The organism is Corynebacterium kroppenstedtii DSM 44385 (assembly GCF_000023145.1).
Taxonomy (GTDB): Bacteria; Actinomycetota; Actinomycetes; order Mycobacteriales; family Mycobacteriaceae; genus Corynebacterium; species Corynebacterium kroppenstedtii.
The window spans coordinates 1,553,950-1,579,043 of the sequence record NC_012704.1; the positions used below are offsets into that span (position 1 = coordinate 1,553,950).

Genomic DNA, 25,094 nt, shown 5'->3' on the forward strand with positions numbered 1-25,094 from the left:
GTTATCCTTCGTCATCCGGTGTCGTATCTGCGTGTTCTTGTTGTTCGTCGGGGTGAGCCATTTCTGGCGGTGCGGTCATGAGGTGGTGATAAGCGTCTTCGAGGTCACTGCGTGCACTGAGCTGCCCCACCGCCCCATACGAAACCCATCTGAGGACTTTCATGAGGGCTTGTTGGTCGTGGTCTTCCAGTGCTGATGCTTTCTTCACGTCCGGTGGATCTGGGTAGTTGGTGGGCACGCCCCAAAACGTCTCGGGGTCGGTCTGCTGGCCATCGACGCCATAAGCAGACAAATTGCCCCCACCTGCATCCCATCCACGTCGCGTTGTTGCGTTGTTCTGTCCGAATGCATCAGAACTGGGGAGATCTGGAGTCGATGACGACGTCCCGTGTCCAGTCTCTGGGTATCCCTGGGCCTGATGGACTCGCCGCGAGATGTCCGCTCCGGTGGTGGTGGCTACGCGGAGAATACTGAAAGGGTCAGTGGTGAACTGGTCTTGCAGATATAGGCCAACGGCATAGATATGTTTGCACCACGGATCCAGATCAGGGCAGCTGCATGACCACCGTGCATCATCGAACGGGAACAGCATGCTTTCTAGCCGACGATCTTCCTGCAGCTGCACAAAGCTGTCATAGGCCTGGTCATCGTCGGCCAGGTACTTAATAGCGTGGTCGACGGCATCGGGGTCATGCGGAACATACGCGTGGATGGTGAACGGCTCCGGCTGGGACCCCATCACCTGCGCGACTACCTGCCAATCCTCGATATCTACCCGCAGGATGGAGTCCTGTCGGAAGTAATCGCGGCCTCGTTTTTTTCTGCCGGCCTCGGTGTTGTCATCGAGTTGACGCATGATTACTGAGGCTGGCCACGGGTGCGCGCTGCGATCGTCGCGGCCACGAGGACGACGAGAACTAGAGCGTCGCTTTCCCGCTGACTGTCGGTTCGCTGACGTCGCGGGTACGGCACGCCGAGATTGACGTGACCGTCGGTTCGCTACCGAGTTTTCTTGCCCGCCGGTGTCGGCCTCGGTGTCCCGGTATCGACCGAAGTTCAGGTAGATAACGTTATCGTCGACCGTGAGACGGCGACGCTTATCGCCTGATCGCGAGTGATTATGTGGTGTGTCACTCATGGTGTCTCCAGGCATTGCTGGTCGTTGGCAGGCTATGCCGCGCCCGAGCGTTGGTGTATTCGGACCGAATTGGCTTTGTGGATTCCTTCATGGCGACCAACTGGATCAGCTCATCGTCTGACAGCTCGGAAATCCAGGCCTCACCAGTGCCGACAACAGCGCTGGCCAGCTGGAGTTTCCCTTCGATAATATCGTTGATTTTTTCTTCGATCGTTCCTTTACTAATTAGCTTATACACGCTGACGTCGTGTTCTTGGCCAATGCGATACGCACGGTCCGTGGCTTGATTTTCGACGGCCGGATTCCACCACCGGTCCATGTGAATAACAACACTGGCTCCAGTGAGGTTCAGGCCGGTTCCCCCCGCTCGGAGGGACAAAATCATGATCGGCGGGCCCGCCGGTGAATTAAAAGTATTCACCATGCGGTCCCGTTCTTTTCTTTCTACCGAGCCGTTAAGAAAAGGCACGTCAATTCCATATCGGTTGTTGAAATATGTTTTGAGCATATTCCCGAACACGACGAATTGGGTGAAGATCAGCACCTTTCGCCCCTGCTGGAGCGCTTCATCCACGAGGGGTTCGGCGGTGGCGACTTTGCCGGAACGATGGTGGGTTCCGTCCAAGAATGGTGAGTCGTCCCCCAGATACTGCGCGGGGTGGTTGCATATCTGCTTTAACCCCGTGAGCAGTTTAAATATGAGTCCACGACGATCCATTCCTCCCTGTTTGGACTCGAGTTCCTTAGCCACTGTGGCCGTGACGGCTTTATACAGGCTCGCCTGTTGTGGAAGCATCTCTGCCACCAACACGGCCTCGTTCTTTTCGGGAAGATCGTCGACCACAGCGGGATCGGTTTTCACTCGCCGGAGAATGAATGGTTGCGTGAGCGTTTTTAAGTCCGCTGTGAGGTTGTCGTCGTGGTACCGCTCAATGGGGATCGAGTATCGGTCGCGAAACTCGTTACGCTTCCCAAAGAGGCCTGGATTGCAAAAGTCCATCACTGCCCACAGCTCATCCAACCGGTTTTCGACGGGTGTGCCGGTCAGCGCAAGCCGGTGGGATGCCTGCAAGGTCCGGACAGCTTTCGCGTTCTTCGTACTGGGATTCTTCACTTGCTGGGCTTCATCTATAACAATCCGGTGAAAGTACGTCCGCCCTAAAACCTCTTGGTCACGCGTCGCAATGGCATACGTGGTGACAATGAGGTCGGTTTCGGCGATCTTATCCGTCAGCGCTTCACCTTCGAGCCGCTCCGGACCATGGTGTAAGTAAGTGCTCAAGCCCGGCGCGAATTTTGTTGCCTCCGCAATCCAGTTCCCTATCACCGATGTCGGAGCGATAACAAGAACCGGCCCTGAGGGCACCGCATTTTCTTTTTCATAAGCCAAAAGCGTCAGCGTCTGCAGTGTTTTTCCGAGGCCCATATCATCAGCCAGCACGCAGCCAAGATGTTGCGACGTCATCCACGCGAGCCAATCAAAACCTCGACGCTGATATTCTCGCAGTTCAACAGTGATTCCCGACGGCGTGTCCATGCGCTGAGGCGCTATGGCTTTATTTACTCCGATGAGCGCACTAATCCACGTCGCTGCTTCCACCATCACGCTGGGTTCGTCCGCGTTGGGGTCGTCGGGATCCTCTTCGCCGACGCCAGGTGACGCGGCTATTCCGTCGGCAATAATTGATCCTGTTTCACCATCGTCGCGAAGATCGCGACGAATCTCGTCGGTAGCGCGACGGAGCTGGCCTACTGTCACCTGGCTCTCGTCGGTACTGCTGTTGTCCTTGCCAGAAGTCCTGTTTACCAGGGACGATAAGTGCTTCGATGCCGCTTTGAGCACGCGAGTATCGGCCTGCACCCATTTCCCTCGGATGTTGACGAGGTCCGTGCTGGATTGGATGAGGTCATCTACCTCGGCGGGCGATAGTTGGGTGCCACCCATAGATGCGGACCATGAGAAGTCCAAGAGCTGGTCGAAACCCAGTTTCGCGTCACCTGGCCCGCTCACCACCGCGGGCTGCGCTGATAGTGACACTCGGACTTTTTCTTTTGTCCATGGCGCCGGAACGAGGACGCGGAACCCTATGTGCCGAAGCGCATCTGCACCCCGGTCAATGAATTCCACAATGTCGTTCGTGGATAAAAGGTAGTCACGCGTATCAGGGTCAATGCCATACGTGGCGAGTTGCGGCCACACATGGCATGCCCGCTCTAGTTGCTCGCCCACACGCTTGCGAAGATCAGGGTCATTGATCGGCTGCGGGATGGGTGCGGGCGCGTCGGTACCCGAGCGGTAAGCCAAACGGATTCGCCACTGGATTTCGGGTTCAGGCTCCGCGGTGGCACCGAAGTCATGAACGTTGTCAGTTGTACCGATCAGGCGGGACGCGCCTTCATCGCGAACTATGTCCGCCTCCGCCAGATCACGGGCTGCACGCGGATCCGCCGGGTTGAGACGCGGCTCTTCCGCTTCCACATCGTCGGGTTCGTGGACAATAAAGATGAGGTCATAGCTTTCCGACGACATTTTGCTACGCCACGTATTGATATCGACGACCATCGACCCAGTCGCCCGATCCAGCGGCGATCCGTCGATAAGTGAGCGGACCAAAGGTTGAACAATCTCCTCTTGATCGGGCATGGACACCAACGTCCGCCGTGCTAAGGCGTCGATAAGTGGGACGGAAATTCGTTCAGCGAGATCACGGCCGCCGGAAAGCGTCAGCACATCTGGTGTTGCTTCAACCATCTGGGCCAGCCAGACACGCTCCGCCATGCCGACGGCGGGCTGCCACATCGGAATCCATTCCTGGTCAACCCACTGCATTCGGAACAGGACGCGCCCGGACATGCGGAGTTTTTCCAATCCGCGCAAGAGTGTGAGCACGAATTCCGTTTCCGGTGCGATGCCCACGTCGTCCGGGAGCTCATCATTGTCCTGCAACCGGGCTAGCGCTATCAGGAACTCGACCGCCTGATCCGGAGTGAACTCCACTGTCGGGATCGTCAACTCACGGAGACGTCCTTTTGGCGTTGATAGCACAGCATGTGCACGCCGCGGCGCCACCACCCGTCGACCACGATTGGTTAACGCATCCAGAATGACCTGCGGAAATTGGTCACGCGGTAGGTCAGAATAATTCGCCACAACCTTGTGACCATCGGTCTCCTCCACCCACACATGCATGCCGGAATGCACCGGCCACAAAACATGGAGAAGATACGCAGTCATGGTTTCATTGATACCAGGCCCACGAGACAAACAGTCGATACATCCATATAACACCGTCGAACATATTTTCGATAAAGTCGCCAAAACCACGTGACAACGACGTGAAAACCACGAAAAAACTAAGAATCAGTGTGGGCAAAACAGCCCGCCGGATTTGATACGCCTACTTATCCGTGACACCCTGAAAACGCTCTTTTATCAATCCCCAATTTTTCTATTCGTATTTGTTCGTATTCTTTGTCCCTATTCGTAGCGGTTCATGATTGATAGAACTGCTGTCCCAGCACGCTAACCACCGAGGAGTCTTTGTGAGTCAACAAACGTGGTTCATTATCGCCATGGTGATTTATCTGCTCGCCATGCTTGCGATAGGTCTGTATTCGTTCCGCCAAACTGATGAATACGACGATTACATGCTTGGCGGACGCGGCCTGCACCCGTTCGTCGCCGCCCTCTCTGCCGGAGCGTCGGACATGTCCGGCTGGCTCCTCATGGGGCTGCCTGGCGCCATGTACGTGTCGGGCTTCGGCCAGCTGTGGATGCCCATCGGCCTCCTGATCGGCTGTTGGGCCAACTGGAAGTGGACCGCCCCACGGTTGCGTTCCTACACGGAGATCGCGGATAACTCCATCACCATTCCGTCGTTCTTGGAAAAGCGGCTCAACGACAAGAGCCATGGACTCCGCATCGCCGCTGGCCTCATCATTTTGGTTTTCTTCACCTTCTACGTCGCGTCGGGAATGGTCTCCGGCGGCAAGTACTTCCAGTCGACGTTCGGCGGCGACTACCTCGTCGGCATGCTGGTCATTGCGTGCGTGACCGTTGCGTACACCTTCATCGGTGGTTTCTTGGCTGTGTCCTACACGGATACGGTCCAGGGCCTGATCATGTTCATCGCGCTGATCCTAGTCCCCACCTTCGCTTTGCTGCACATGCACGACGCCGGCTCAATCTGGACCTACCAGACCCAGCACAACTACGGCTTCCACGAAGCATTGAGCTCCAACCCCCACTGGTTCTCCCTGTTCAATGGCGTGTCCTTCATCACCGCCATCTCAGGATTGGCATGGGGCTTGGGTTACTTCGGACAGCCACACATCATTGTCCGCTTCATGGCCCTGCGTAAGCCCTCCGAGGCACGATCCGGGCGTCGCTATGGCGTTGTGTGGATGTCCCTTTGCATCATCGGCGCAACCATGGTGGCCGTCATCGGGCCTTCCTTCTTCGGCCAGGACCCCTCAATCCACATCGACGACACCGTCAACTACGAAACGATCTTCCTGGACATGGGGCAGATCTTGTTCCACCCGCTGATCGCTGGTCTCATTTTGACGGCGGTTCTCGCGGCTATCATGTCGACGATCGCTTCCCAGCTGCTCGTTGTCTCCTCTGCGCTGGTTGAGGACATTTACAACGGGCTGATCAACAAGAACGCGAGCCACAAGACATTGATCAACCTCTCACGCGCTGCAGTGATCATGGTGGCCGTCGTCGCCGCGCTGCTGGCTTTGGATCCGAACAGCCAGATCCTCAACCTGGTGTCCTTCGCCTGGGCCGGCTTCGGTTCCGCGTTCGGCCCGATGGTGGTGGCCGCACTGTACTGGCGTCGTCTGAACTACCAGGGTGCGCTGGCTGGGATGGTCACTGGTGCGGTCGTAGCCTTCGTTTGGGGCCAGTGGATCGTTGACACCCCGTTCGGCAACGGGCTCTACGAGATGATCCCGGGCGTCATTTGCAGCACAATCGCTATGATCGCCGTGACCTTGGCGACGCCCGAACCTGACAAGAGCATCACCGACGGCTTCGACGAGGCCTCACGCCTCGCCCGTGTCGCGGAAGCCAACCCCGAGCTGAACATCGCCACAGCTCAGGAGAAGATCGAGGAAGGCAACATCAAGGCCTAGTTTTCCTTGGAACCTCACCACGTGGAGTGCGTCTAAACAGACGTGCTCCACGTTTTTTCATCTCCACATACTTATTGCCGACGCAGGCTCAGCGTCGTCACTCTCGTTCTGGTCGTCGGACTTCTTGTTGCAACAATCGTCGCCATTAAGCATCGCCCCGAGACCAGCGAGCGTCGCTCCTTGGACGCGCTTCTATCCTCGGCACGAATTATTGACTACCGGACCACAATTCTGGGATATCAGCGCGATAAATTCGGCGACGGGTGGGCACGATCCCCTACCCCACAAGGAACATGGTGCACCACCCGGCAACATGTTCTTCGTGAACAGCGTGATGACATAAAAACGGCTGACACCTGCGACGTTGTCGGCGGGCATGGACTCGATCCTTACACAGGCAAGAGCCTCACCATCGGATCTATCGACATCGACCACATCGTGCCGCTCGCTGCCGCGTGGGACTTGGGTGCGGCACAGTGGTCGCGCGAGGAACGGATGAGCTTTGCCAATGACAGGAAGCGGAATCTGGTGGTGACCGATTCCCATGTGAACAGGACAAAGAGCGACAAAACACCCGAAGAATGGATGCCGCCGAGCACGCGACAAGCCTGCTGGTACGCCACCACCTACGCGAAAGTGATTGTCGCATACGATCTCGCGCTGACTCAACGGGACGCGAGCGCCCTTCGGGAGGCCTGCTGAGAAAAACAAACAGCACACCGGGCCCAGCGCATCGTCACGCCACCACGCTCAACGTCGAATCTGACTTCGTGTCATGTCATCGACCCCTCGACCGGCCACTACCCGCTGGCAGGTACCCTATTGACAGACGACGTATTCATTGACGACCCCTGACCCCAAAGAAAAGGACACATCGTGCCTGAACATTTCATGGTGCTTATCCACGTCATTGCGGCGATCATCCTGATCGGCCCTGTCATGGTAGCCACCTCCCAATTCCCGAAAGCTGCACAGGCTGCGCATAACGGTGATGAGTTAGCGCGAGGCAGAGCCCAATCGCTGCACTCGATCACCAAAGCCTACGGATTGTGGTCCTTGCTCGTTCCCCTTATCGGATTTGGTGCCCTCTTTACCGTCGATGGTGCCCTCAAGAACTACTTCATCCACACCGGCATATTGCTGACGGTGATCGGGTGGGGAATCCTCTTCTTCGTGATCGTCCCTAAGCAAAGGACCCTGATCGCGGACCTCAATCTTCTCGACGAAGCCGACGACATCGAACCTGACGAGGTTCCGCCCGCACAATGGGACAAGACCCCGGGAATGCTCAACATGTTCTCCGGAATTTTCAACGCCCTGTGGGTTATCACCGCTATCTTGATGTTCTTCCGACCTTAAGTCGTTGACGCCACAGGACGTATAACTGCGACAAGGCCGACAGCGCAATGCTGCCGGCCTCCATTTGTTTTATTACTGGTCCAGGGCGGGTTCACTCCCGTCCAATTTCCGGTTTAGTACCGGTCGTCGCGACCACGCCCACGGAAACCACGGTCGTTAAAGCCGCGACCGCCTCGGCCGTTCCAACCCCGGCCACCACGGTTCCGATCATTGCGGCCCCCATCACGACGATCATTGCGACCACCGTCGCGGCGTCGGTCTCCACGATCCCATGAATCGCGACCACCGCGGCCGCGGTCATCACGGCCACGCCCACGGAATCCACGGTCATTGAAACCACGGCCACCATCACGACCACGTGAACGACGGTCACCATGACCACGATCATTGAACCGTCCGCCGCGACGATCGCCCGACTGACGATCCCGCTTGTGCGCACCCGGTCGTCCCGCTGGCGCACCCGGATCCGGCTCGATCTTAATGAGCTGGCCGGACACACGCGTGTCCTCCAACGCCTCAAAAACTTCCATCGGTAGATCCGCAGGAAGCTCAACCAAGGAGTGCTCCGAGAAGATCGAAATCTTACCAAAATCACGGGAGTTGAGGCCGCCTTCATTTGCGATGGCACCCACGATCGCGCCGGGGCGAACCTGCTGACGCTTACCCACCGCGATTTTGTACACAGCCATTTCTTTACCTGTGCGATCCGTGAACCGCGGGGGCTCTTTGCCGCTGAAACGCTCATTCAGGCTACGGGTATCGGGCTCGCGGTCATTCCGGCGGCCGCGTCGATCATTGCGACGATCGTTGCGTCGGATGGTGTCTTCCTTCAGCAGGAATTCGTCACCCGATTGCGATTGGGTTGCGAGAGCAGCAGCAATATCTGCCAGCGGTGTTTCGTGCTCCTCGGCGTAGGAGTTGATCAGGCCACGGAATAAATCAACCTGCGGGTCCGCCAAGGACTCCGTGATCGACTGCGCAAACTTGGCCTTGCGGGTCTCATTGACCTCATCAACCGTCGGCAATTGCATTTCCTCAATCGAGGACTTGGTTGCACGCTCGATGGACCGCAGCAAACGCCGCTCACGCGGGGTCACGAACAAGATCGCCTCACCCGAGCGCCCCGCCCGGCCGGTACGTCCAATACGGTGCACATAGGACTCCGTATCGTGCGGAATGTCATAGTTGACGACGTGGGAAATGCGCTCCACATCCAGGCCACGAGCGGCCACATCCGTCGCAACGAGAATGTCTAAGCGACCATCGCGCAACTGATCGACGGTCCGCTCACGCTGATTCTGCGCCATGTCGCCATTAATCGCGGCAGCAGAGAAACCGCGAGCACGAAGCTTCTCCGCGAGTTCCTCGGTGTTCTGCTTCGTCCGAGCGAACATGATCATCGCGTCGAACTCGGTGACCTCGAGGATACGGGTCAACGCGTCCAACTTGTAGTGGTGGTTGACCAGCAAATACTGCTGGTGGATGTTGTCCGCCGTGCGCTGCTGCGACTTAATCGTAACTTCACGCGGATCCTCCAGGTACTGCTTTGACAACCGACGGATCGACGCCGGCATCGTCGCAGAGAACAACGCCGTCTGCTTATGTTCCGGAGTGTCGGCGAGAATACGCTCAACATCCTCCTGGAAACCCATGTTGAGCATCTCATCCGCCTCATCCAAGACAAGGTATTTGAGCTCAGAAAGATCCAGGCTGCCGCGTTCCAAATGATCAATCACGCGACCGGGCGTACCCACCACGATGTGGGCTCCACGCCGCAACCCCGACAACTGAATGCCATACGACTGGCCACCATAAATCGGGAGGACATGCACGCCACCCAAGTGATCAGCGAACTCCTGGAACGCATCCGCCACCTGCAGCGCAAGCTCACGCGTCGGCGACAACACCAATGCCTGAGGCTTCTTCTGCGAGCGGTCCAACCGCGACAGGATCGGCAGCGCAAAAGCAGCAGTCTTACCGGTACCGGTCTGAGCTAAGCCGACAACATCCCGCCCCTGAGCGAGAATCGGAATCGTAGCCGCCTGAATCGGCGACGGGGTCTCAAATCCGACCTTTTTCACAGCACGGACGACGTCATCGCTCAAGTCCAGGTCGTCGAAAGACGGGCCCTCATCGTCGTCATCATCGGTGTCCGTTGATGCATCTTTGTCCGACGATTCCTTGCCAGACGCATCGTCGTCGGAGTTTTCTTTGTCCGACGTTTCTTTGGCCGGCGCATCCTGATCGGACGCGTCGTCCTGCTCAGGCGCATCCTCCGCACGGGTTTCGTCACCGCCGTTTTCAGTCGAAGCGGTGTGCGCCTCATCCCCGCTATCTGCCACGTCTGAGCTCGTCACCGGTTCAGACTTATCCTTCGAATCATCCACCGAATCAACGGAGATCACGTCGTCCAACGTCAACGCATCATCCTCAGCGCCACGTTGCTCGTCCACATTCTCATTCACACTCATGTCAGTGCCCTGCGTCGGGCCTTCACTCTCATTTCCCATTGCGGAGCTTCCGCTCTCGCCTCCCTTAACGGAGTCTGTCTCAAATTCGGTCGGGGTGGTGGGCTCGTCAGCCATATATTTTTACCCATCTATTTTCTGCCCGACATATCCGTTTCAACGCTCACATCCAACGCGCGTAACTTCATCGGAGGCCATCACTGGTGAACTCTCAACCGGGCTGGACACTCAACCGCACTTCGCCAACAGCTTTCACACTCGACTTCGCCAGAGCGTTCTGTCGCGCAATTTGCCCGCGGGTCACCCGAGAGCACAAAAGATCGCAACAGTAGTAAGGGGAAGAAGGTCAGCGTCGACAAGAAGTAGAACGGTGAACACAGGTCAGAGGTTCACGAGTGAGGACGTAACGGTATTCGTCGGTACTCAACAACGTTTCACATCACGATAGCCACTCATTGGTCACCGGCTGTCTCAACAGCAACGACGACAAGCAGCTATCACACTCCCACGGGCGGACCTTGTGAAGTCATCCCGTCGGGACCCAAACGCAGGTAAGGCAGGTGCCTATTCGCAAGAATGGTGGGCTCCAGCCGGTGCGCTCAGTCCCCAACAGGTTACGCGTCCGGCCAGAAAAAAGCGATTCGACCTGGTGACGCGCGTGGTGGCTAGGCTTAGTGGCTGGGCGTGGCCACTCCGGCGGCTAGGCCCGTTAAACCACCATCATCGGGTAGATCAGCAGCAAGAGCGGGGCGATCACGCCCATGGAAATCGCCAAGCTCAGCAGCAAACGGAAGGTCTTATTCTGCTTGTCTTCCTGCACCTGGGCGACGACCAAGGTGCCGGCGACGTGTACAGGGTTAACCACCATCAACGCTGCCGGCGCCGCAATCGCGGCAATCACCCACGTCATATGCTCATTCCCCGGGAACGACGACATCGCGATCGGCAACGCAAGCCCCAACACGCCCAACGTCGAGGATTCAATATTGCACAACAGGGTGGTCAAGTACACGATCGCGGCCAGGAGCAGGGCCGAGCTGCCGATAGACAACATGCCATGCTGGATCGTATCCATCGTGCCAATGTGCTTCATGACACCCAGGTACGTCAGCAAACCGGTCAACAGGATGATGGCATTCCACGGCACCGTCTTCAGCAGGGCCTTCTCCGGCGGGTCAAAGACCAGCTGCAAAATGACGACCATCGCCATCGCGGTCAATCCAACATCCCAACCGAAGGCAATCACGCAGACGACGAACATGATCAAGGCAAGGCCCGAACAAATTGCATAAACAGGCCGCTCCACGACATCGTCGGCCGTACCTTCGACGACCTGTTCAGGCTTCATATTCGCGCGCGCACGACCCCACTTCGTCGCGGTGAAAATAACCTGCAGCACGGCCACGGCAACCACCGCGGTTACCATCGCAACAGCCCACACGCCCCACTTGGAATAGGACACATTGTGGTCCGCAGCGATCGAACTAATCAGAGCACCAACGGGGTTCAACGGCGACGGCCCCGCCATATTCGCCCCGATAATCACAGCAAGCTCGTTAATGAAGAACATGTGGCGCGTTCGCGACGACACATAGGCCACCATCGGCACCAATAGCGCAATCGGCGCGGTAGCAAACGCGCCCGCCGTCGATAATGCAGCGCCCAAAATGAACACTGCCCAGGGCAACACGTAAACCCGGTCCCCTACGACGTCGAAAATTTTGACTATCAACCACGTCAAGGCGCCCGACTGTTTCATATGGGCGAAGAGCAGTGAAACACCGGCAATCAGAACAACCAGTTTGCCATCGAAAAACTCGAAAACTTGCTTGGCGTCAACCCCCGCGATCACGGCGAGCGGAAGTGTGGCAGCAAGGGCCAAGATACCGATATTCAGCTTCTTACTGATGGCCAGTAAGAACACAAGAACCAGGAGTATCAACGAAAGTAGCTGGTCAAAGGGCATGAGCGATACCTTCCATCCGTGCGCTCCAAGTCAGGGGTGAGCGGGTATCACAGACGTGCCACTGAAACCAGTAACTATAAGCGCGGACTTCGGGGCATCCTCCGTGAACTTCCCACGGCTCTCTTGTAACGGTACGCTCGAGTGGGTGCGATCCATTAAATCCGACCCCATCACAGCAACAGATACCACCATGTCAACTGGCCAACAGGCCCCCATTCGAGGGCGCAATTACCGACGCACGTCGCTGAAAGTCCTTGCCGCAGGTGGCTCTGCTATCGCTCTGTGTGGCGTCGTCACCGGATGTTCCTCAAACTCGGACGACGACAACTCCACCAGCGTCGTCACGTCGACGTCGACCAGGACTGCTGCCCCGTCGGCACAAAAGAGCCCGGCCCCATCGGAGGACAATGGCGAGGGCCCCTCAATTCCGCCTAGCTCCGCTGCAGACCCAGCCGAGGCTAAGCAGAGTGGTGCTGCAAACGACAACGCGCTGCTTAATGCTGTCGTCGGATCTGACAAGAAGAACACCGACGTCAAAGATGTCCGTGGAGCGGGCACAACCAAAGAGCTGGGCGAACCAGCCTTGGCTAGCGGTATGCCGTTCTATCCCCCGGGCGTGCAATTCACCCGCAATGGCAAAACGATGACCGTCTGTAGCCGTGGAAATGACGCGGCGATTAAAAAGGGCATCGAGCAGGTTGCAGCGCTGGATGGCACAAGTTGCGAGTTTGCTAGTGCCGCTGCAGGCGAAGCTTTTAACAAGGTGACCGGTTCCAAGAAACTGAGCCAGGTGACACCGCTATCGATTACCGCAACATCCCCGGTAAGCAATGAGAAGCTCACTTTGAAGTGCGAAAGCCAGGCGGATGTTACGGTCTGCGAAAGCAAGAGCGGCGCATCGGTCTTGATGTGGTAGCAGTGGTGCGGGTGCGCGACGCGGTATCCGTACCGCGCGTGCCGTAGCACTGTAGCCAGCGCTTACGCTTCGTTCACCCACGGATCACGCGCACTGCCTCCCCATGGATCGTTGGCTGAGTTGATGAGCTCAGCCTCCCAATTCTCCGCTTGGTCAACAGCGACACTGAGCACGTTGAACACCGTGTCATAGTCTTTGAATACGCCCAGATCCATGACTTCCACGGCGACGTCGCCAGAGAGATCGTCGTCGTTCTCAGATGTATCGAGGTCGGAGTCGTCTAGGTCGTCGGAGTCGTCGGAGTCATCAGGTTCATCCGTGTCATCTGCGTCGTCGGGGTCAATATAGGTCACAAACGCTACGCTGACGGACGGGGACGACGAATCCACCGTCGTCACCACTTCCAGGGACGACGACTCCCCCACATCCGCGGATAACAGCGTCGGATCCTCGTCATCTTGTTCAAAGTCCAAATCCGCAATACGCGCATCTGAGCCGTCGAGAAGATCTCGGATAATCGTCACGGCTTGGTCCGTCGCAACATGGAAATTGACCGTATCGACGGCATCCTCGACGGTAAATATTGCCGTGACCAGCATGGCATCGTCATCGGATGCATCGTCGCCCGGCGCGGTATTAGCGACGGCCACGTACACATTGGCTGCCGGAATGTCGGAATTGATCTCTTCACAACGGAGATCCACGTCCGGTGAGATGGGGACATACAGGGCCTCGCCCGATATACGGGATTCGATCCCTTCCCGGTCGAGAGCCGCCGCGATCAATTCTAGGAAATTCATGTCCCTCCACTACCTTTCCAACGCCGGCCGAACCGCGATAGGCGTTGCCACGAGTGTACGCCGAGCCCGAGCCTTTCTACAGGGCATAAGGATAGGGTGAGCTAAAAGTTAGATGGCTGCGGGAGCTGGGTTTCGCGTGGCGGGTTTCAGCGGGAGCGGATGATTCCGCACAGGGTCCAGCATCTATAACTCAAGAAGGTTTCGCCGAGATTCTTTGTCCTGACGCGGACAGTTCGTGCACATATCCGCCATTGGCGAGCGATACATCATGCAGCACGACGACCTCACGACGACGACACGCTCCTCCCCCATCGCATCGGTGATCCACTGGGAACGGAACGGAGGGACCCGCACGCCCCACGTCGCCGCTTCGTCGCGAAACGCGTCCTCACAGGTTGCCGCGCACTCCTCCCCTTCCGCCGGAGCGAAATCGTCGTTGCCCGCTTCCGTAGCAGCGCTTCCTAGAGCGTCGACGGCGATGGCCCGAAGCGGGGCCGGAGAGACCGAGGTCACCTCAGAGAGGGATTCGATGACGGGGCGGATGGTGTCGGCAAAAACCGCGCCGAATTGATCACGAGTTGTGGTTGCCCCGGGGTGGAAGCTCCACCACATGCCTTCTCTGTGCTGGAGGATCCCGTCGTCGATGTTCGGGCTAGGGCACACTGATTCCTGCACCGTGAGCCACAGCGAAGGGGCAACAAGGGTGTTGCAGAAACTGTAGAGCCACAGGTGGGCCGCGTCTTTTTCGGACTCTAGCTGGAATTGATGTTTAGCAGCGGCAACATTGCGGGTCATGACGCTGGGGTCTACGAGGTCGGAAAGGGTCCACCTCGCTCCGACACTCTCTTGCTCGAGAGTCTGGTCAAAGCCCTGCCCAGACGTCGGACCGATGGGGTGACGATTTTCATTACTCGACAGGGCACCCTCACCCGGTCTACTATGAACACCGTTGGGTGATACGCCACCTATTTCAGGTGCGAATCGCGGCTGGCGGGATATGAGCCGAGCGAAAGCCCGGTCTAGTGAATCAGTACCCATTCCACACACCGCCTCCCACTGTGAGAACACTCCGAAACAGGCTGGATAACGCTACCAACTGTTTCTGCGAGGCATCTTCCACAGTACCAATACGCATTTGCTCCCACAGCAGTATTCATTTTCCGTCCGGAGGTCCGGCGCCATGGACCGCACCTGAGTGGTACACAGACGTCCGTTAGGGCCTCTGATACAGGAAAATCCAAAATTTATATATTTAGATGTAACGCTCACATATGAATTTCACTAAATATTAAGTGGGTGCACCACAGTATCCCCTCGGACGCTGCCGAGAACCCAACACGATGTAACACGCGTCATTTGCTCATAGACCACATCGCGAGCCAGACCACAACCGACTCGCGCCCCGAGCAAACGACACTAAGGAGAAGAATTACATGACTACGACACCACGCCGTAAGACAATCGGCATCCGTTCCACCCGCCAGAGGGCAGCCGTCGAAGATACCCTCGCTGACCTTCCTCGGTTCGCCTCTGCGGGCGACATTCACCGTCGCATCGTCGACAAGGGTGAGAGCGTCGGGCTTACCACTGTGTATAGGACCCTTCAGGCACTTGCCGACGCCGGAGAAGTCGACGTTCTCAATAGCCTGGGTGGCGAGGCGCTGTACCGGAAGTGCAACTCCTCGACGCACCATCACCACTTGGTGTGCACCAACTGCGGAGCCGCAGTAGAAATCGACGGAGGCCCCGTCGAAGAGTGGTCACAACAGGCTGCCGACGAGCACGGCTACGTTCTTACCGGCCACACCGCCGAGGTGTTCGGCCTGTGCCCACGCTGCCACGGTAAGAAGTCGTAATACACGATGACTTGTTGTGCATGAGTGCACCCAGTGACAGCGGATACTAGCCGGCCGGAGTTGAGTTCTCTGGCCGGCTTTATCATTGTGTAGCGGTGTTTCGACGCTGGTGCTGCACATCTATGGGGCAATCCCACACGAACCCAACCAACGTGGCCGCTAAATTAACCCGAGAAAATACGCCCCAGAATGAAGGTCACGCTGGCCGCGCCAGCACCGATCGCGAGCTGGAATAACGCACGCTTGACCACGGATGTTCCAGAGAGCAATCCGACGGTTCCTCCCGTGCACAAAAGCGCAATCCCCACCAGCGTGCAGGCCACCACCACTGCGGCAAGCCCCGTCATACCCAACAAGAACGGCAACACCGGAATGATCGCGCCGGACGCAAAGAACAGGAAACTTGATATCGCCGCGCCCAGAGCAGTGCCCACGACATCATGCGACTCCGCATACACCGGATTAGCCATACGGCGTGCAGTATCACGCGCTCCCGGCTGTTCCTGCGCGGACATCGCACGGGTGACCTCATCAAAAACCTCGACAGCTTTACGTTGGGCCTTCTCCGCGTCGTACCCCCTCGCCCGATACACCAAAGCCAACTCATTAGCGTTCATGTCCAACTTCGGGACGATATGCTTCGCCTCCGGGTTAGGCTCTGACGCCGCGAGCAGTTTCCGCTGCGAGGAGACCGATACGTACTCCCCCGCCCCCATAGACAAGGCGCCGGCTAGCAAACCGGACAGGCCGGTCACCAGGACCGTGTGATGCGAAATCCCGGAGCCGATCACACCAAGCACCAACGCCAAGTTCGATACCAGACCGTCGTTAGCGCCGAATACAGCCGCGCGGAAACTCCCCGACATGTTTTCTCGCCCGCGAGCTGCCAGTCCACGAACGACCTCGGCGTGGATCGCTTCGTCGGCAATCATTTGCTCGGTAGCGTCGGTGTCTTTCAAATACGGGGAGCGGGTCTCTGCGGACTGCATAAGTGCCAAGACCCACACAGAGCCCATGTTTTTTGCCATCCAGCCGAGGAAACGCGTCCCCCAGCTGGGAGAACGCGGCATCCCCACCCGGTCACCCAGGCGCTCGAGCCAGTACTCTTCGTGACGGTGCTCGGCTTCGGCGATCTCTAAAAGGATGGTGCGCTCTTCCCCCGTTTTCTTCCGGGCGAGTTCGCGATACACAGCCGCCTCAGCGCGTTCATTCGCTAAATAGCGCTGCCACCGGTTGATTTGCCTGCGGGTAGGGGTAGGGACATCAGTGGTCTTCTTCGAATTCATCGATCACTCCTCGGTACACACCATCAACCCCACAACCATGCAGCCAGGCCCTGGCCGCTACATCACTCCGTCGCCACTATTTGACCCCACCGAAACGACGGTCACGGTGAGCGTATTCTTTAATAGCGGCCCAAATATGGTTCTTCGTAAAATCGGGGAAAAGAACATCTTGAAAAACATACTCCGCATAGGCGGATTGCCACAAGAGGAAATTCGACGTTCTTTTTTCTCCCGAGGGACGAAGAAATAAATCTACATCGGGCATTTCCGGATCATATAAGAATGATGAAATATTTTTCTCAGTGATATCCGAAGGAGAAATTTCACCACTCTGAACTTTTTCAGCCACTAATTTCATGGCGTCCGCAATTTCCGCACGACCGCCATAATTAATGCACATGTTGAGCGTCATGCGGGTGTTATTCACGGTCTGAGCCTCAGCCTTCTCCAGCTCGCGAATGACTACCCTCCACAACCGGGGACGACGACCGATCCAGCGAATACGAACCCCCTTCGCATCCAGCTCATCACGGTGATCGTGCAACACCCGACGGCTAAACCCCATGATGAAGCGAACCTCTTCAGGGCTGCGTCGCCAATTCTCGGTCGAAAACGCGTAGGCCGACAGAGTGTTCACACCAGCTTCGAGACACCCATCGACGGCGTCCATCAGCACGGCCTCACCGCGCTTGTGCCCCTCTGTGCGGGGAAGACCACGCTCCCGAGCCCAACGGCCATTCCCATCCATCACCAGAGCAATATGGCGAGGAATCAAATCAGCTGGAAGATCAGGCGAAGCAGAGGGAAGTTGAACAGATGACGAAGAATTCACACGGAATATTCTGCCAGACCGGTGTTGGTGTTCACGACCACCTGCCAACCTGGTCCGACGAGCAACCGGGCGCGGGCGCGTAATCACACGAAGCCGACAGCCTAGCCTTCCATGAGTTCGACGGTCCGCAGCTTCATGCCGAGATGCCACTGCACATGCTCAACGACCAAGTCGTGGCACCCATCAGCGATGCGACGAAACTCTGGGGAATCGCCCGACGACATCCACGCATCGCGAACAACCGCGTCGCGATCATGAGCAAGCCACCACGCCAAACGCAGGGACTCCTCGGGAACTGTCAAGGCTCCGGGCGGGCGGCACGCACCGCACACTGCCCCACCGATCGACGCAGAAAACGCATGGTGAGGGCCTGGTTGGCCACACCCGGCGCAGGAAAACAGTTGCGGTTCCCACCCCTCCGCGGCCAGGGCACGCAGAACAAACTTGTCGACGCGCAACGTCGGCAAGCCCTCGCCACGTACGCTGGACTGTTCCCCCTGTGCAGCTGAGTCCACCGGCCAGGAGTGGGCAATATCGCGGATGGCCGCTGCGGCATCATCACATAACGTCGCTTCCTCGCCCACCGTCAGTTTCTCGGCAACATCAAGCACCGCGCACGCAGCCGTGTACTTAGCGTAGGAATCAACAATCAACTGGTTGTAGGAGCGGACCGTTTCCGCCGACGTCAGCGTCGCCAGTGATCCCCGGCCAACATAAAGCTGCACATCGACGACGACGAACGGCGCGAGGCGACCACCAAACCGACTTTTGTTCTTCCGCACGCCTTTCGCGACAGCCCTGACGACGCCATGCTCACGAGTAAGCAAAACCACAATGCGGTCGGCTTCGCTGAAATCGTAATGGCGAACTACTAAGGCGCGGTCGCGATAATTCTGACGCATAAAAGAATTAAAAGCCCAATCTTCCTAAGGACTTAGGATCGGACTGCCAATTATCAAGCACTTTGATCCTCAAATCGACAAACACGTTTTGCCCCATGAGCTCGATGAGCGACTTACGCGACTGAGAAATAATCCGCCCCATCCGTCGATTATTTTTACCCAATAGGATTTTCTTTTGACCGGGGCGCTCAACATAAATAATGGCGTGGACATCAAGAACGTTAGGGCGGTCGGGATTGGGTAAAACCTCATCGACTTCCACGGCCACCGAGTGAGGCAACTCGTCACGCAGCCCTGATAGCGCGGCCTCACGGATTAATTCGGAGATGCGTGTGTCACGGTCTTCGTCCGTCACGTGCTCATCGGGATAAAACTTTGGCCCCTCAGGAAGATAGCTCGTCAAAACGTCGAGAAGAGTGGAAAGCTGAAAATTATCCTTCGCAGAACATGGAACAACATCGGCACCGTCGAGAAGATCATGGAGTGCGAGCAGCTGGGCACCGATTTCATCCTTCGATGCAATATCAGTTTTCGTGACAATGCCGATCAAAGGCATCTTTGGGGCGACTTTACGGACATTCTCCACAATCCACCGGTCCCCCGGCCCCAGTTTCTCATTCGCGGGAACACACACCCCGATGACATCGACGTCGGCGTATGTATCTTTAACCACTTCATTCAAGCGCTCACCCAAGAGCGTTCTCGGGCGGTGCAGTCCGGGAGTATCGACAACGATAATCTGCGCATTATCCTCGTGAATCACGCCGCGGATGGGATGCCGAGTGGTCTCTGGCTGGTCTGCAGTAATCGCAATTTTCTCGCCCACCAAGGCATTGGTTAACGTCGATTTCCCCGTATTCGGGCGTCCAACGAAGCTAACAAAACCTGACCGAAAACCATCGGGTTGATCGCCCAGGGAACTGCCTTGTGGTGCGTCCATCGCGTTTATTCTCCTTCTAGCGTGTGGGGCAATTTGTTATTTATGAGGCAATGATATTTAGCGTGATGAAATGTGCCCGCCATGCTTATCACTCATCATGATTCAGACTCGTGATCGCCCGTGCCACTGTGGACGATCCCATTATTCGAAGAATCATCACCATTGACAGGTTCACTCGACGTTGCCGACCGGCTCACAACGACGCTGGTAATCCGGATGCGGCCTCGACGATCGTGTCCTCCCTCAGCGCGGAACGTGAGCCCCGCCGTCGTGACCTGGGCACCCGGTAGTGGAACACGGCCTAGCTCAAACGCCAGCAAACCTGCAACAGTCTCGACGTCCTCGAGCTGCTCCTCGGAGAATTCGATGTCAATTCCCCGCTTCTCGTCGTAGAGTTCAACCAGTTCGTCTAGAGAGAACCGTGCAACTAGTCGGAATGAACCGTCATCGAGCTCCTCGACGGGGGCAACTTCGTCCTCGTCATATTCGTCGCTGATCTCTCCCACGATTTCTTCCAAAATATCTTCAATGGAAATCAAACCAGCAATGGCGCCGAATTCATCGACAAGAAGAGCGATATGGTCGTGGGATGTCTGCATGTCGCCCAAAAGCTCATCTAAGGGCAAAGAATCGGGAACAAATTCCGCCGGGCGCATGACTTCTTTGACCGGCGTCGAATTTTTACTGGGATCGTCATAGGACAAAGCCACGAGATCCTTTAAATAGACAACGCCCTCAATGTCGTCAACATTTTCACCAACGACAGGAATGCGGGAGTGGCCTGAGCGAACACACAAACGGGTTGCCTGGCGCGCGCTCTTTTCCGACTCAATCCACAACATATCTGTTCGCGGAACCATCACTTGCCGTGCACGCGTATTAGCTAAGTCGAAAATAGCCTGAATCATTCGTCGTTCTTCTACTTGAACAACACCGCGTTCCGAGGCTATGTCTACCATTTCGCGGAGCTCAACCTCGTTAGTAAAGGGCCCTTGTTCGAATTTCTTTCCGGGCGTAAAAACATTTCCTAACCAAATGAGCAACGATGCCAGCGGGCTAAATAACTTCACAATCGGCCGTAAGAAAAATGCCGCTCGCAAACCAACCGTGTAGGGGTTTTGGCGGCCGACAGTTCGTCCAACCACGCCCAAGAACACATAAGAAAGGAGCGTAAGCAGGACAATCGCAACAACAACGGCAGCCTCGTGAATTAACCGAATAGCGAGGACCGTAATAATGACCGATGCTCCCGCCTCGCACGCGGTTCGCACAAGAATAAGGGGGTTAATAAAACGGGCCCGATTATCCAATATCGCCAATAACGTCCGCGTGCTCCGTGTCTCATCCATATCTTCAACACGGGCGCGTGAAATCGAGATCAATGCGGTCTCTACTGCTGTAAAAATCGCGGCAATAGCCAAAAGAACCACGACAATAACGCAGTCAATAAGGCCTTCAGTCAGAAAATTCACGGGTCTGTAACGTCTTCCTATGACTTATCGCGATCAGTCGGCTCCGCGAGCATCCCACCAACTGTGGACTTAATCATGTCCTGATCCAATGCCTCCCGATCTGCCGCGGTGGGAAACGCGCCAGGGCCCGTCGGCTTCGGCCCATAGGAGACACCGCGTTCTTCAAGATCGGTGTACCAATCAGCGAGAATATCGTTCTGGAGGGCGAACATCCGCCGCTCCTCCTCGGGGGCCACATGGTCATAACCCAACAGATGCAAAATGCCGTGCACAGTCAGTAAAGATAGCTCATGGCCCAAACCGTGGCCGGCCCGATGGGCCTGACGCTCAGCGAAAGCAGGACACAACACAATGTCACCTAACATCGCCGGACCAGGGGCATCCGCATCTGGTCTGCCAGAGCCGGGTGTGAGCTCATCCATAGGGAAACTCATGACGTCCGTCGGGCCTTCCAAATTCAGCCACCGGACGTGGAGGTCCTCTATCGTCGGCTCATCAACAATAGAGATGGTCATATCTGCGGCCGGGTGAATATCCATCCGCATAAGAGCGAATTGCGCAACGTCGATAAGCGCTTCTTCGTTGACTCCGTCGTACCCGGATTCATTAAAGACTTCGATACTCACTCTGAGTCCTTCCACACATACCGCTGATGCTGAGGCCGTTCACCCTGCGCGTGGCCAGCATCATGGTGGCTACCGTGTCGCTTGCCTCGTCGCGACGTTCCCGAACGAGCGCTATCACCGTCATCACCCTCGAAGGCTGCGTATGCGTCGACGATGGCGGACACCAGGTGATGCCGAACAACATCCTCAGATTGCATACGGATAACGCTGATGTCTTTGACCCCGTCCAGCACATTGACGGCGCGCGCCAATCCCGACTCCTGGTGGGGCAAATCGACCTGGGTGAGGTCACCGGTCACAACCATTGTTGTACCAAAACCGAGACGCGTCAGAAACATCTTCATCTGCGCGGGCGTCGTGTTCTGGGCTTCATCCAAAATGACGAAAGCATCGTTCAGGGTCCGCCCACGCATATAGGCCAACGGGGCGACCTCGATAATCCCTGACTCCATCAGCTTAGGAATGGTTTCCGGCTCAACCATATCGCGGAGAGCATCATGCAGCGGCCGCAAATACGGATCGATCTTTTCGTGCAAAGTCCCAGGTAAAAATCCTAAATTCTCCCCAGCCTCAACAGCCGGCCGCGTCAGAATAATCCGATGAACCTCACGATGTTGCAGCGCCTGAACAGCCTTAGCCATGGCCAAATAGGTTTTACCCGAACCCGCCGGACCTATCCCGAAAACAATCGTGTTGCTATCAATCGCATCAACATAATCGCGCTGACCAGGGGTCTTGGGGTGAACACCCCGCCCGCGTCGCGTCACAATCGCAGCACTTTCCGACGGCAACGTCGCCGCCTCACCCCGAACCAATGTCACAGTTCTGGATACGGCATCAGAGGAAATGGGGTGCCCACGACGGGCCATCGACTGCAGCTCGAGGAAAATCCGACGGACCGCTTGGCAATCCGCGGGCCTGCCGGACACCGTGACCCGGGCGCCGCGAACATGGACATCGGCGTCCACTGACCGCTCCACGATGCGGAGGTTCTGATCCGCCGGACCAAGGACCTGCGGTGCGTAATCGTCGTCAAGATCAAAGCTTAACGACGATATAGCCGACGACACGACGCTCTCGTGATCATCACCGGCTAGGGCCCGCGGAGTGCCGGACCGTGGGGATTGACGTCGGGATGCCGAATTCGACGTACTCAGTGGAAACCTCCCTGGTTAGTGTGCTCACTCAGTGTAGCGTGCAGTGTGGTTCTCGTCGCCCCGACGCTCATATGCAGGCCTATCGCGCCTCGGACCAACGCCCGCACAGCACATTCACAGCACCCAAAGCGACGCTCGCTGCCGTGGCGGTTCGCAATACTTCGGGGCCAAGAACGACGGAGGTGGCGCCCGCACGAACGAAAGCATCATGCTCATCAGGAGCGATGCCACCTTCAGGCCCCACAATGAGCATGATCTGCGACGCCTGACGTAGATTTTCGGCCAACGAAGTCACGCGAACGGATTCCGATTCCTCCAGCACAAGAGCTAAGCCACCTGATTGCGTGACCTGTTCAATGGCATTGACGACGTCATCCGTCGTTGATAAAGCGGCGATCCGTGGAAGGCGCGCACGTCGGGACTGCTTCGACGACGCGACAGCAGTATCGGCCCACTTGCCGCCCGCTTTCTTCTCTTTGCCCTTCCACCGGGCAATCGAACGAGAGGCCGACCACGGGACGATAGCGTCGGCACCCGCCTGGCACGCTAAATCAACCGCGAGTTCGGACCGATCAGACTTGGGAAGAGCTTGGACGACGGTGATGGGCGGGGTGGACATCGGCGTGTGGCCGGCCTCAAGAACTGTGGCCCTCAGCCGGGTCTTTGACGGGGTGGACTCCACTGTGCACCGGAGCCAATCGCCCTCACCATTAACCAAGACCAACGAATCCCCCGCCACCAGGCGCTTCACGGTAACGGCATGACGGCCTTCCGAACCGGTGAGAAGAACGGCGTCACCGACGTCGTACTGCGTCAGTGACTTTTGCCCGTGAGCATTAGCGCCATCGCCAAGCCCTTCATCGCGTTGCCCGCCGAGTTGGCCGGTACCGTCGTCACGCGGGCCGACAACGTCAGCTAATGAGGGAAATGCTCCGTCGGGATATCCGGCGAAGCCATACACAAAGACGGGATCACTCATGTGAACACTTAACGCCCAACAAACCGGCTACGCAGCCTGGAGAAGAAACCGCCACCCGATTCCCTGTCATTCACGACGGCATCGTCCTTGCGGTGGTTCTTCACTTGCTTCAACAGCTTCTCGGTCTTGGAATCCAGCTTGGTCGGCACGGCGACACTGACGTGAGCCACCACATTGCCTTTGCGGTCGGACCGAATCCGCGGCATACCCCGGCCCTCGACGGTGATCGTTTCATCCGGCTGCGTTCCCGGAGCAATATCGAGGGGGAATTCCTCCCCGACCGGGTCCTTCACGGAAATCGAGGTGCCGAGCGCTGCATCGACCATGGGGACCGACACGCTCAAGTGGAGGTCGTCGCCCTCACGGACGAAAACGCTATCCGGCGCCACGCGAACCTCAACATAGAGATCGCCGGCTGGTCCGCCACCGGGGCCCACTTCGCCCTGCCCCGAGAGGCGAACACGCATACCGTCGTCAATACCGGCCGGAATATCGACGGTAATGGGGCGACGCTTCTTCACACGACCATCGCCATCACACTTCGGGCACGGATCTTTAATGATCTCACCAGTACCGCCACACCGGCTGCACTCCCGAACAGTTTGCACATTCCCTAAGAAGCTGCGCTGTGTTTCGACGACTTCACCTCGGCCTTGGCACGTCGGACACGTCACTGGCGACTGGCCAGACTGAGAACCTTTGCCCTGGCAGGCGTCGCACAAAATAGCCGTATCGACAGTGACCTCTTTGCGAACACCGGTGTAGCACTCGGCGAGATCGAGCTTCATGCGGACGAGGGCGTCGTTACCAGGGCGCACGCGCGGTTTCGGACCACGCATTCCAGCGCCCGCACCGCCGAAGAACTGCTCGAAGATATCTCCCAGGCCGCCACCGCCGAAGCCACCTGAGAATCCACCTGCACCACCATAATTAGGCTGTGCCTCGGGGTCACCGCCAGCATCAACGATGCTGCGCTTCTGCGGATCGGTCAGCACCTCTTGGGCGATTTTGAGTTCGTTGAATTTGTCAGCGGCCTCAGCGGAATCATTGACATCGGGGTGATACTTCCGCGCCTTGCGTCGGAAAGCTTTCTTAATGTCCGCGTCAGAAGCATTTCTGTCGACGCCTAATATTCCGTAATAATCTCGAGCCACAGCTCACGTACTCCTTGTTTACCTACGTCAGTGTTCAGGGGTTAGCTTTATTCACAAATTAATAATGGTTAAAAGCAGGGAATCTCGCGATAATAATACGTTCT

The 25,094-nt window shown here is 57.1% G+C and carries 20 protein-coding genes; 5 read left to right on the forward strand and 15 right to left on the reverse strand.

The window, feature by feature from the left end; all coding sequences use genetic code 11:
- Nucleotide 1: 1 nt before the first annotated feature.
- Both CKROP_RS06465 and CKROP_RS06470 read right to left on the reverse strand, forming a co-directional pair.
- Complete coding sequence (locus CKROP_RS06465) at nt 2-1,138, reverse strand: SWIM zinc finger family protein (RefSeq protein WP_012731936.1); 1,137 nt, start codon at nt 1,136-1,138, stop codon at nt 2-4.
- A complete protein-coding gene (locus tag CKROP_RS06470; protein WP_052292377.1) occupies nt 1,131-4,373 on the reverse strand; it encodes a DEAD/DEAH box helicase in 3,243 nt (1,080 codons plus the stop codon). Before CKROP_RS06470 ends, CKROP_RS06465 begins: the two co-directional genes overlap by 8 nt.
- A 308-nt stretch (nt 4,374-4,681) precedes the next feature.
- Here CKROP_RS06470 and putP point away from each other — a divergent pair, with 308 nt between their 5' ends.
- The 3 genes from putP to CKROP_RS06485 all read left to right on the forward strand — a co-directional run bounded on the left by putP (nt 4,682) and on the right by CKROP_RS06485 (nt 7,636).
- Complete coding sequence (gene putP, locus CKROP_RS06475) at nt 4,682-6,277, forward strand: sodium/proline symporter PutP (protein ID WP_012731938.1); 1,596 nt, start codon at nt 4,682-4,684, stop codon at nt 6,275-6,277.
- A 42-nt stretch (nt 6,278-6,319) separates the two neighbouring features.
- Nucleotides 6,320-6,979, forward strand: a complete 660-nt coding sequence (locus tag CKROP_RS06480) for an HNH endonuclease family protein (protein ID WP_012731939.1) — start codon at nt 6,320-6,322, stop codon at nt 6,977-6,979.
- Between the two features lie 174 nt (nt 6,980-7,153).
- Complete coding sequence (locus tag CKROP_RS06485) at nt 7,154-7,636, forward strand: hypothetical protein (protein WP_012731940.1); 483 nt, start codon at nt 7,154-7,156, stop codon at nt 7,634-7,636.
- 113 nt (nt 7,637-7,749) lie between these two features.
- Here CKROP_RS06485 and CKROP_RS06490 read toward each other — a convergent pair whose 3' ends face one another.
- Both CKROP_RS06490 and CKROP_RS06495 read right to left on the reverse strand, forming a co-directional pair.
- Nucleotides 7,750-10,221, reverse strand: a complete 2,472-nt coding sequence (locus tag CKROP_RS06490) for a DEAD/DEAH box helicase (RefSeq protein ID WP_012731941.1) — start codon at nt 10,219-10,221, stop codon at nt 7,750-7,752.
- Nucleotides 10,222-10,813: 592 nt separating this feature from the next.
- The gene (locus CKROP_RS06495) at nt 10,814-12,070 is read right to left on the reverse strand and encodes an SLC13 family permease (RefSeq protein ID WP_012731942.1); all 1,257 of its coding nucleotides are present in this window, start codon (nt 12,068-12,070) and stop codon (nt 10,814-10,816) included.
- Nucleotides 12,071-12,215: 145 nt separating this feature from the next.
- On the opposite strand from CKROP_RS06495, the gene CKROP_RS06500 reads away from it, so the two are divergent.
- The gene (locus tag CKROP_RS06500; protein WP_041628856.1) at nt 12,216-12,986 is read left to right on the forward strand and encodes a hypothetical protein; all 771 of its coding nucleotides are present in this window, start codon (nt 12,216-12,218) and stop codon (nt 12,984-12,986) included.
- A gap of 62 nt (nt 12,987-13,048) precedes the next feature.
- On the opposite strand, the gene CKROP_RS06505 is transcribed toward CKROP_RS06500, so the two are convergent.
- Nucleotides 13,049-13,786 (reverse strand): hypothetical protein, encoded by a 738-nt coding sequence (locus CKROP_RS06505; protein ID WP_012731944.1) that lies wholly within the window; start codon nt 13,784-13,786, stop codon nt 13,049-13,051.
- Between the two features lie 183 nt (nt 13,787-13,969).
- Nucleotides 13,970-14,581 (reverse strand): (2Fe-2S)-binding protein, encoded by a 612-nt coding sequence (locus tag CKROP_RS06510; RefSeq protein ID WP_041628857.1) that lies wholly within the window; start codon nt 14,579-14,581, stop codon nt 13,970-13,972.
- Between the two features lie 638 nt (nt 14,582-15,219).
- On the opposite strand from CKROP_RS06510, the gene CKROP_RS06515 reads away from it, so the two are divergent.
- A complete protein-coding gene (locus CKROP_RS06515; RefSeq protein ID WP_012731946.1) occupies nt 15,220-15,642 on the forward strand; it encodes a Fur family transcriptional regulator in 423 nt (140 codons plus the stop codon).
- Nucleotides 15,643-15,806: 164 nt separating this feature from the next.
- Here the strand turns inward: CKROP_RS06515 and CKROP_RS06520 are convergent, their stop codons facing one another.
- The 9 genes from CKROP_RS06520 to dnaJ all read right to left on the reverse strand — a co-directional run bounded on the left by CKROP_RS06520 (nt 15,807) and on the right by dnaJ (nt 24,990).
- Complete coding sequence (locus tag CKROP_RS06520) at nt 15,807-16,928, reverse strand: VIT1/CCC1 transporter family protein (protein ID WP_012731947.1); 1,122 nt, start codon at nt 16,926-16,928, stop codon at nt 15,807-15,809.
- A 76-nt stretch (nt 16,929-17,004) separates the two neighbouring features.
- The gene (locus CKROP_RS06525) at nt 17,005-17,760 is read right to left on the reverse strand and encodes an isoprenyl transferase (RefSeq protein ID WP_012731948.1); all 756 of its coding nucleotides are present in this window, start codon (nt 17,758-17,760) and stop codon (nt 17,005-17,007) included.
- A 101-nt stretch (nt 17,761-17,861) separates the two neighbouring features.
- A complete protein-coding gene (recO, locus tag CKROP_RS06530) occupies nt 17,862-18,662 on the reverse strand; it encodes a DNA repair protein RecO (protein WP_012731949.1) in 801 nt (266 codons plus the stop codon).
- Nucleotides 18,663-18,669: 7 nt separating this feature from the next.
- Nucleotides 18,670-19,602 carry a GTPase Era gene (era, locus tag CKROP_RS06535; RefSeq protein WP_012731950.1) on the reverse strand — a complete coding sequence of 311 codons (933 nt, stop codon included), beginning with the start codon at nt 19,600-19,602 and terminating at the stop codon, nt 18,670-18,672.
- A 95-nt stretch (nt 19,603-19,697) separates the two neighbouring features.
- Nucleotides 19,698-21,074, reverse strand: coding sequence for a hemolysin family protein (locus tag CKROP_RS06540; RefSeq protein WP_012731951.1), 1,377 nt, complete (start codon nt 21,072-21,074; stop codon nt 19,698-19,700).
- 17 nt (nt 21,075-21,091) lie between these two features.
- Complete coding sequence (gene ybeY / locus CKROP_RS06545; RefSeq protein WP_012731952.1) at nt 21,092-21,700, reverse strand: rRNA maturation RNase YbeY; 609 nt, start codon at nt 21,698-21,700, stop codon at nt 21,092-21,094.
- On the reverse strand, nt 21,697-22,770 hold the full coding sequence (locus CKROP_RS06550) for a PhoH family protein (protein WP_012731953.1): 1,074 nt from the start codon (nt 22,768-22,770) through the stop codon (nt 21,697-21,699). The genes ybeY and CKROP_RS06550 overlap by 4 nt, the downstream gene beginning before the upstream one ends.
- Before the next feature lie 166 nt (nt 22,771-22,936).
- The gene (locus CKROP_RS06555) at nt 22,937-23,836 is read right to left on the reverse strand and encodes a 16S rRNA (uracil(1498)-N(3))-methyltransferase (RefSeq protein WP_012731954.1); all 900 of its coding nucleotides are present in this window, start codon (nt 23,834-23,836) and stop codon (nt 22,937-22,939) included.
- Nucleotides 23,837-23,844: 8 nt separating this feature from the next.
- Nucleotides 23,845-24,990: a molecular chaperone DnaJ gene (dnaJ, locus tag CKROP_RS06560; RefSeq protein WP_012731955.1), complete on the reverse strand. Its 1,146-nt coding sequence runs from the start codon at nt 24,988-24,990 to the stop codon at nt 23,845-23,847.
- Nucleotides 24,991-25,094 lie beyond the last annotated feature (104 nt).

Coding starts and splice junctions, on each gene's coding strand:
- era (WP_012731950.1), bottom strand. CDS start 19,602: ATGGACGCACCACAAGGCAGTTCCCTGGGCGATCAACCCGATGGTTTT.
- CKROP_RS06510 (WP_041628857.1), bottom strand. CDS start 14,581: ATGACCCGCAATGTTGCCGCTGCTAAACATCAATTCCAGCTAGAGTCC.
- CKROP_RS06520 (WP_012731947.1), bottom strand. CDS start 16,928: ATGAATTCGAAGAAGACCACTGATGTCCCTACCCCTACCCGCAGGCAA.
- CKROP_RS06555 (WP_012731954.1), bottom strand. CDS start 23,836: ATGAGTGATCCCGTCTTTGTGTATGGCTTCGCCGGATATCCCGACGGA.
- CKROP_RS06495 (WP_012731942.1), bottom strand. CDS start 12,070: ATGCCCTTTGACCAGCTACTTTCGTTGATACTCCTGGTTCTTGTGTTC.
- CKROP_RS06490 (WP_012731941.1), bottom strand. CDS start 10,221: ATGGCTGACGAGCCCACCACCCCGACCGAATTTGAGACAGACTCCGTT.
- CKROP_RS06515 (WP_012731946.1), top strand. CDS start 15,220: ATGACTACGACACCACGCCGTAAGACAATCGGCATCCGTTCCACCCGC.
- CKROP_RS06465 (WP_012731936.1), bottom strand. CDS start 1,138: ATGAGTGACACACCACATAATCACTCGCGATCAGGCGATAAGCGTCGC.
- recO (WP_012731949.1), bottom strand. CDS start 18,662: ATGCGTCAGAATTATCGCGACCGCGCCTTAGTAGTTCGCCATTACGAT.
- CKROP_RS06470 (WP_052292377.1), bottom strand. CDS start 4,373: ATGACTGCGTATCTTCTCCATGTTTTGTGGCCGGTGCATTCCGGCATG.
- CKROP_RS06505 (WP_012731944.1), bottom strand. CDS start 13,786: ATGAATTTCCTAGAATTGATCGCGGCGGCTCTCGACCGGGAAGGGATC.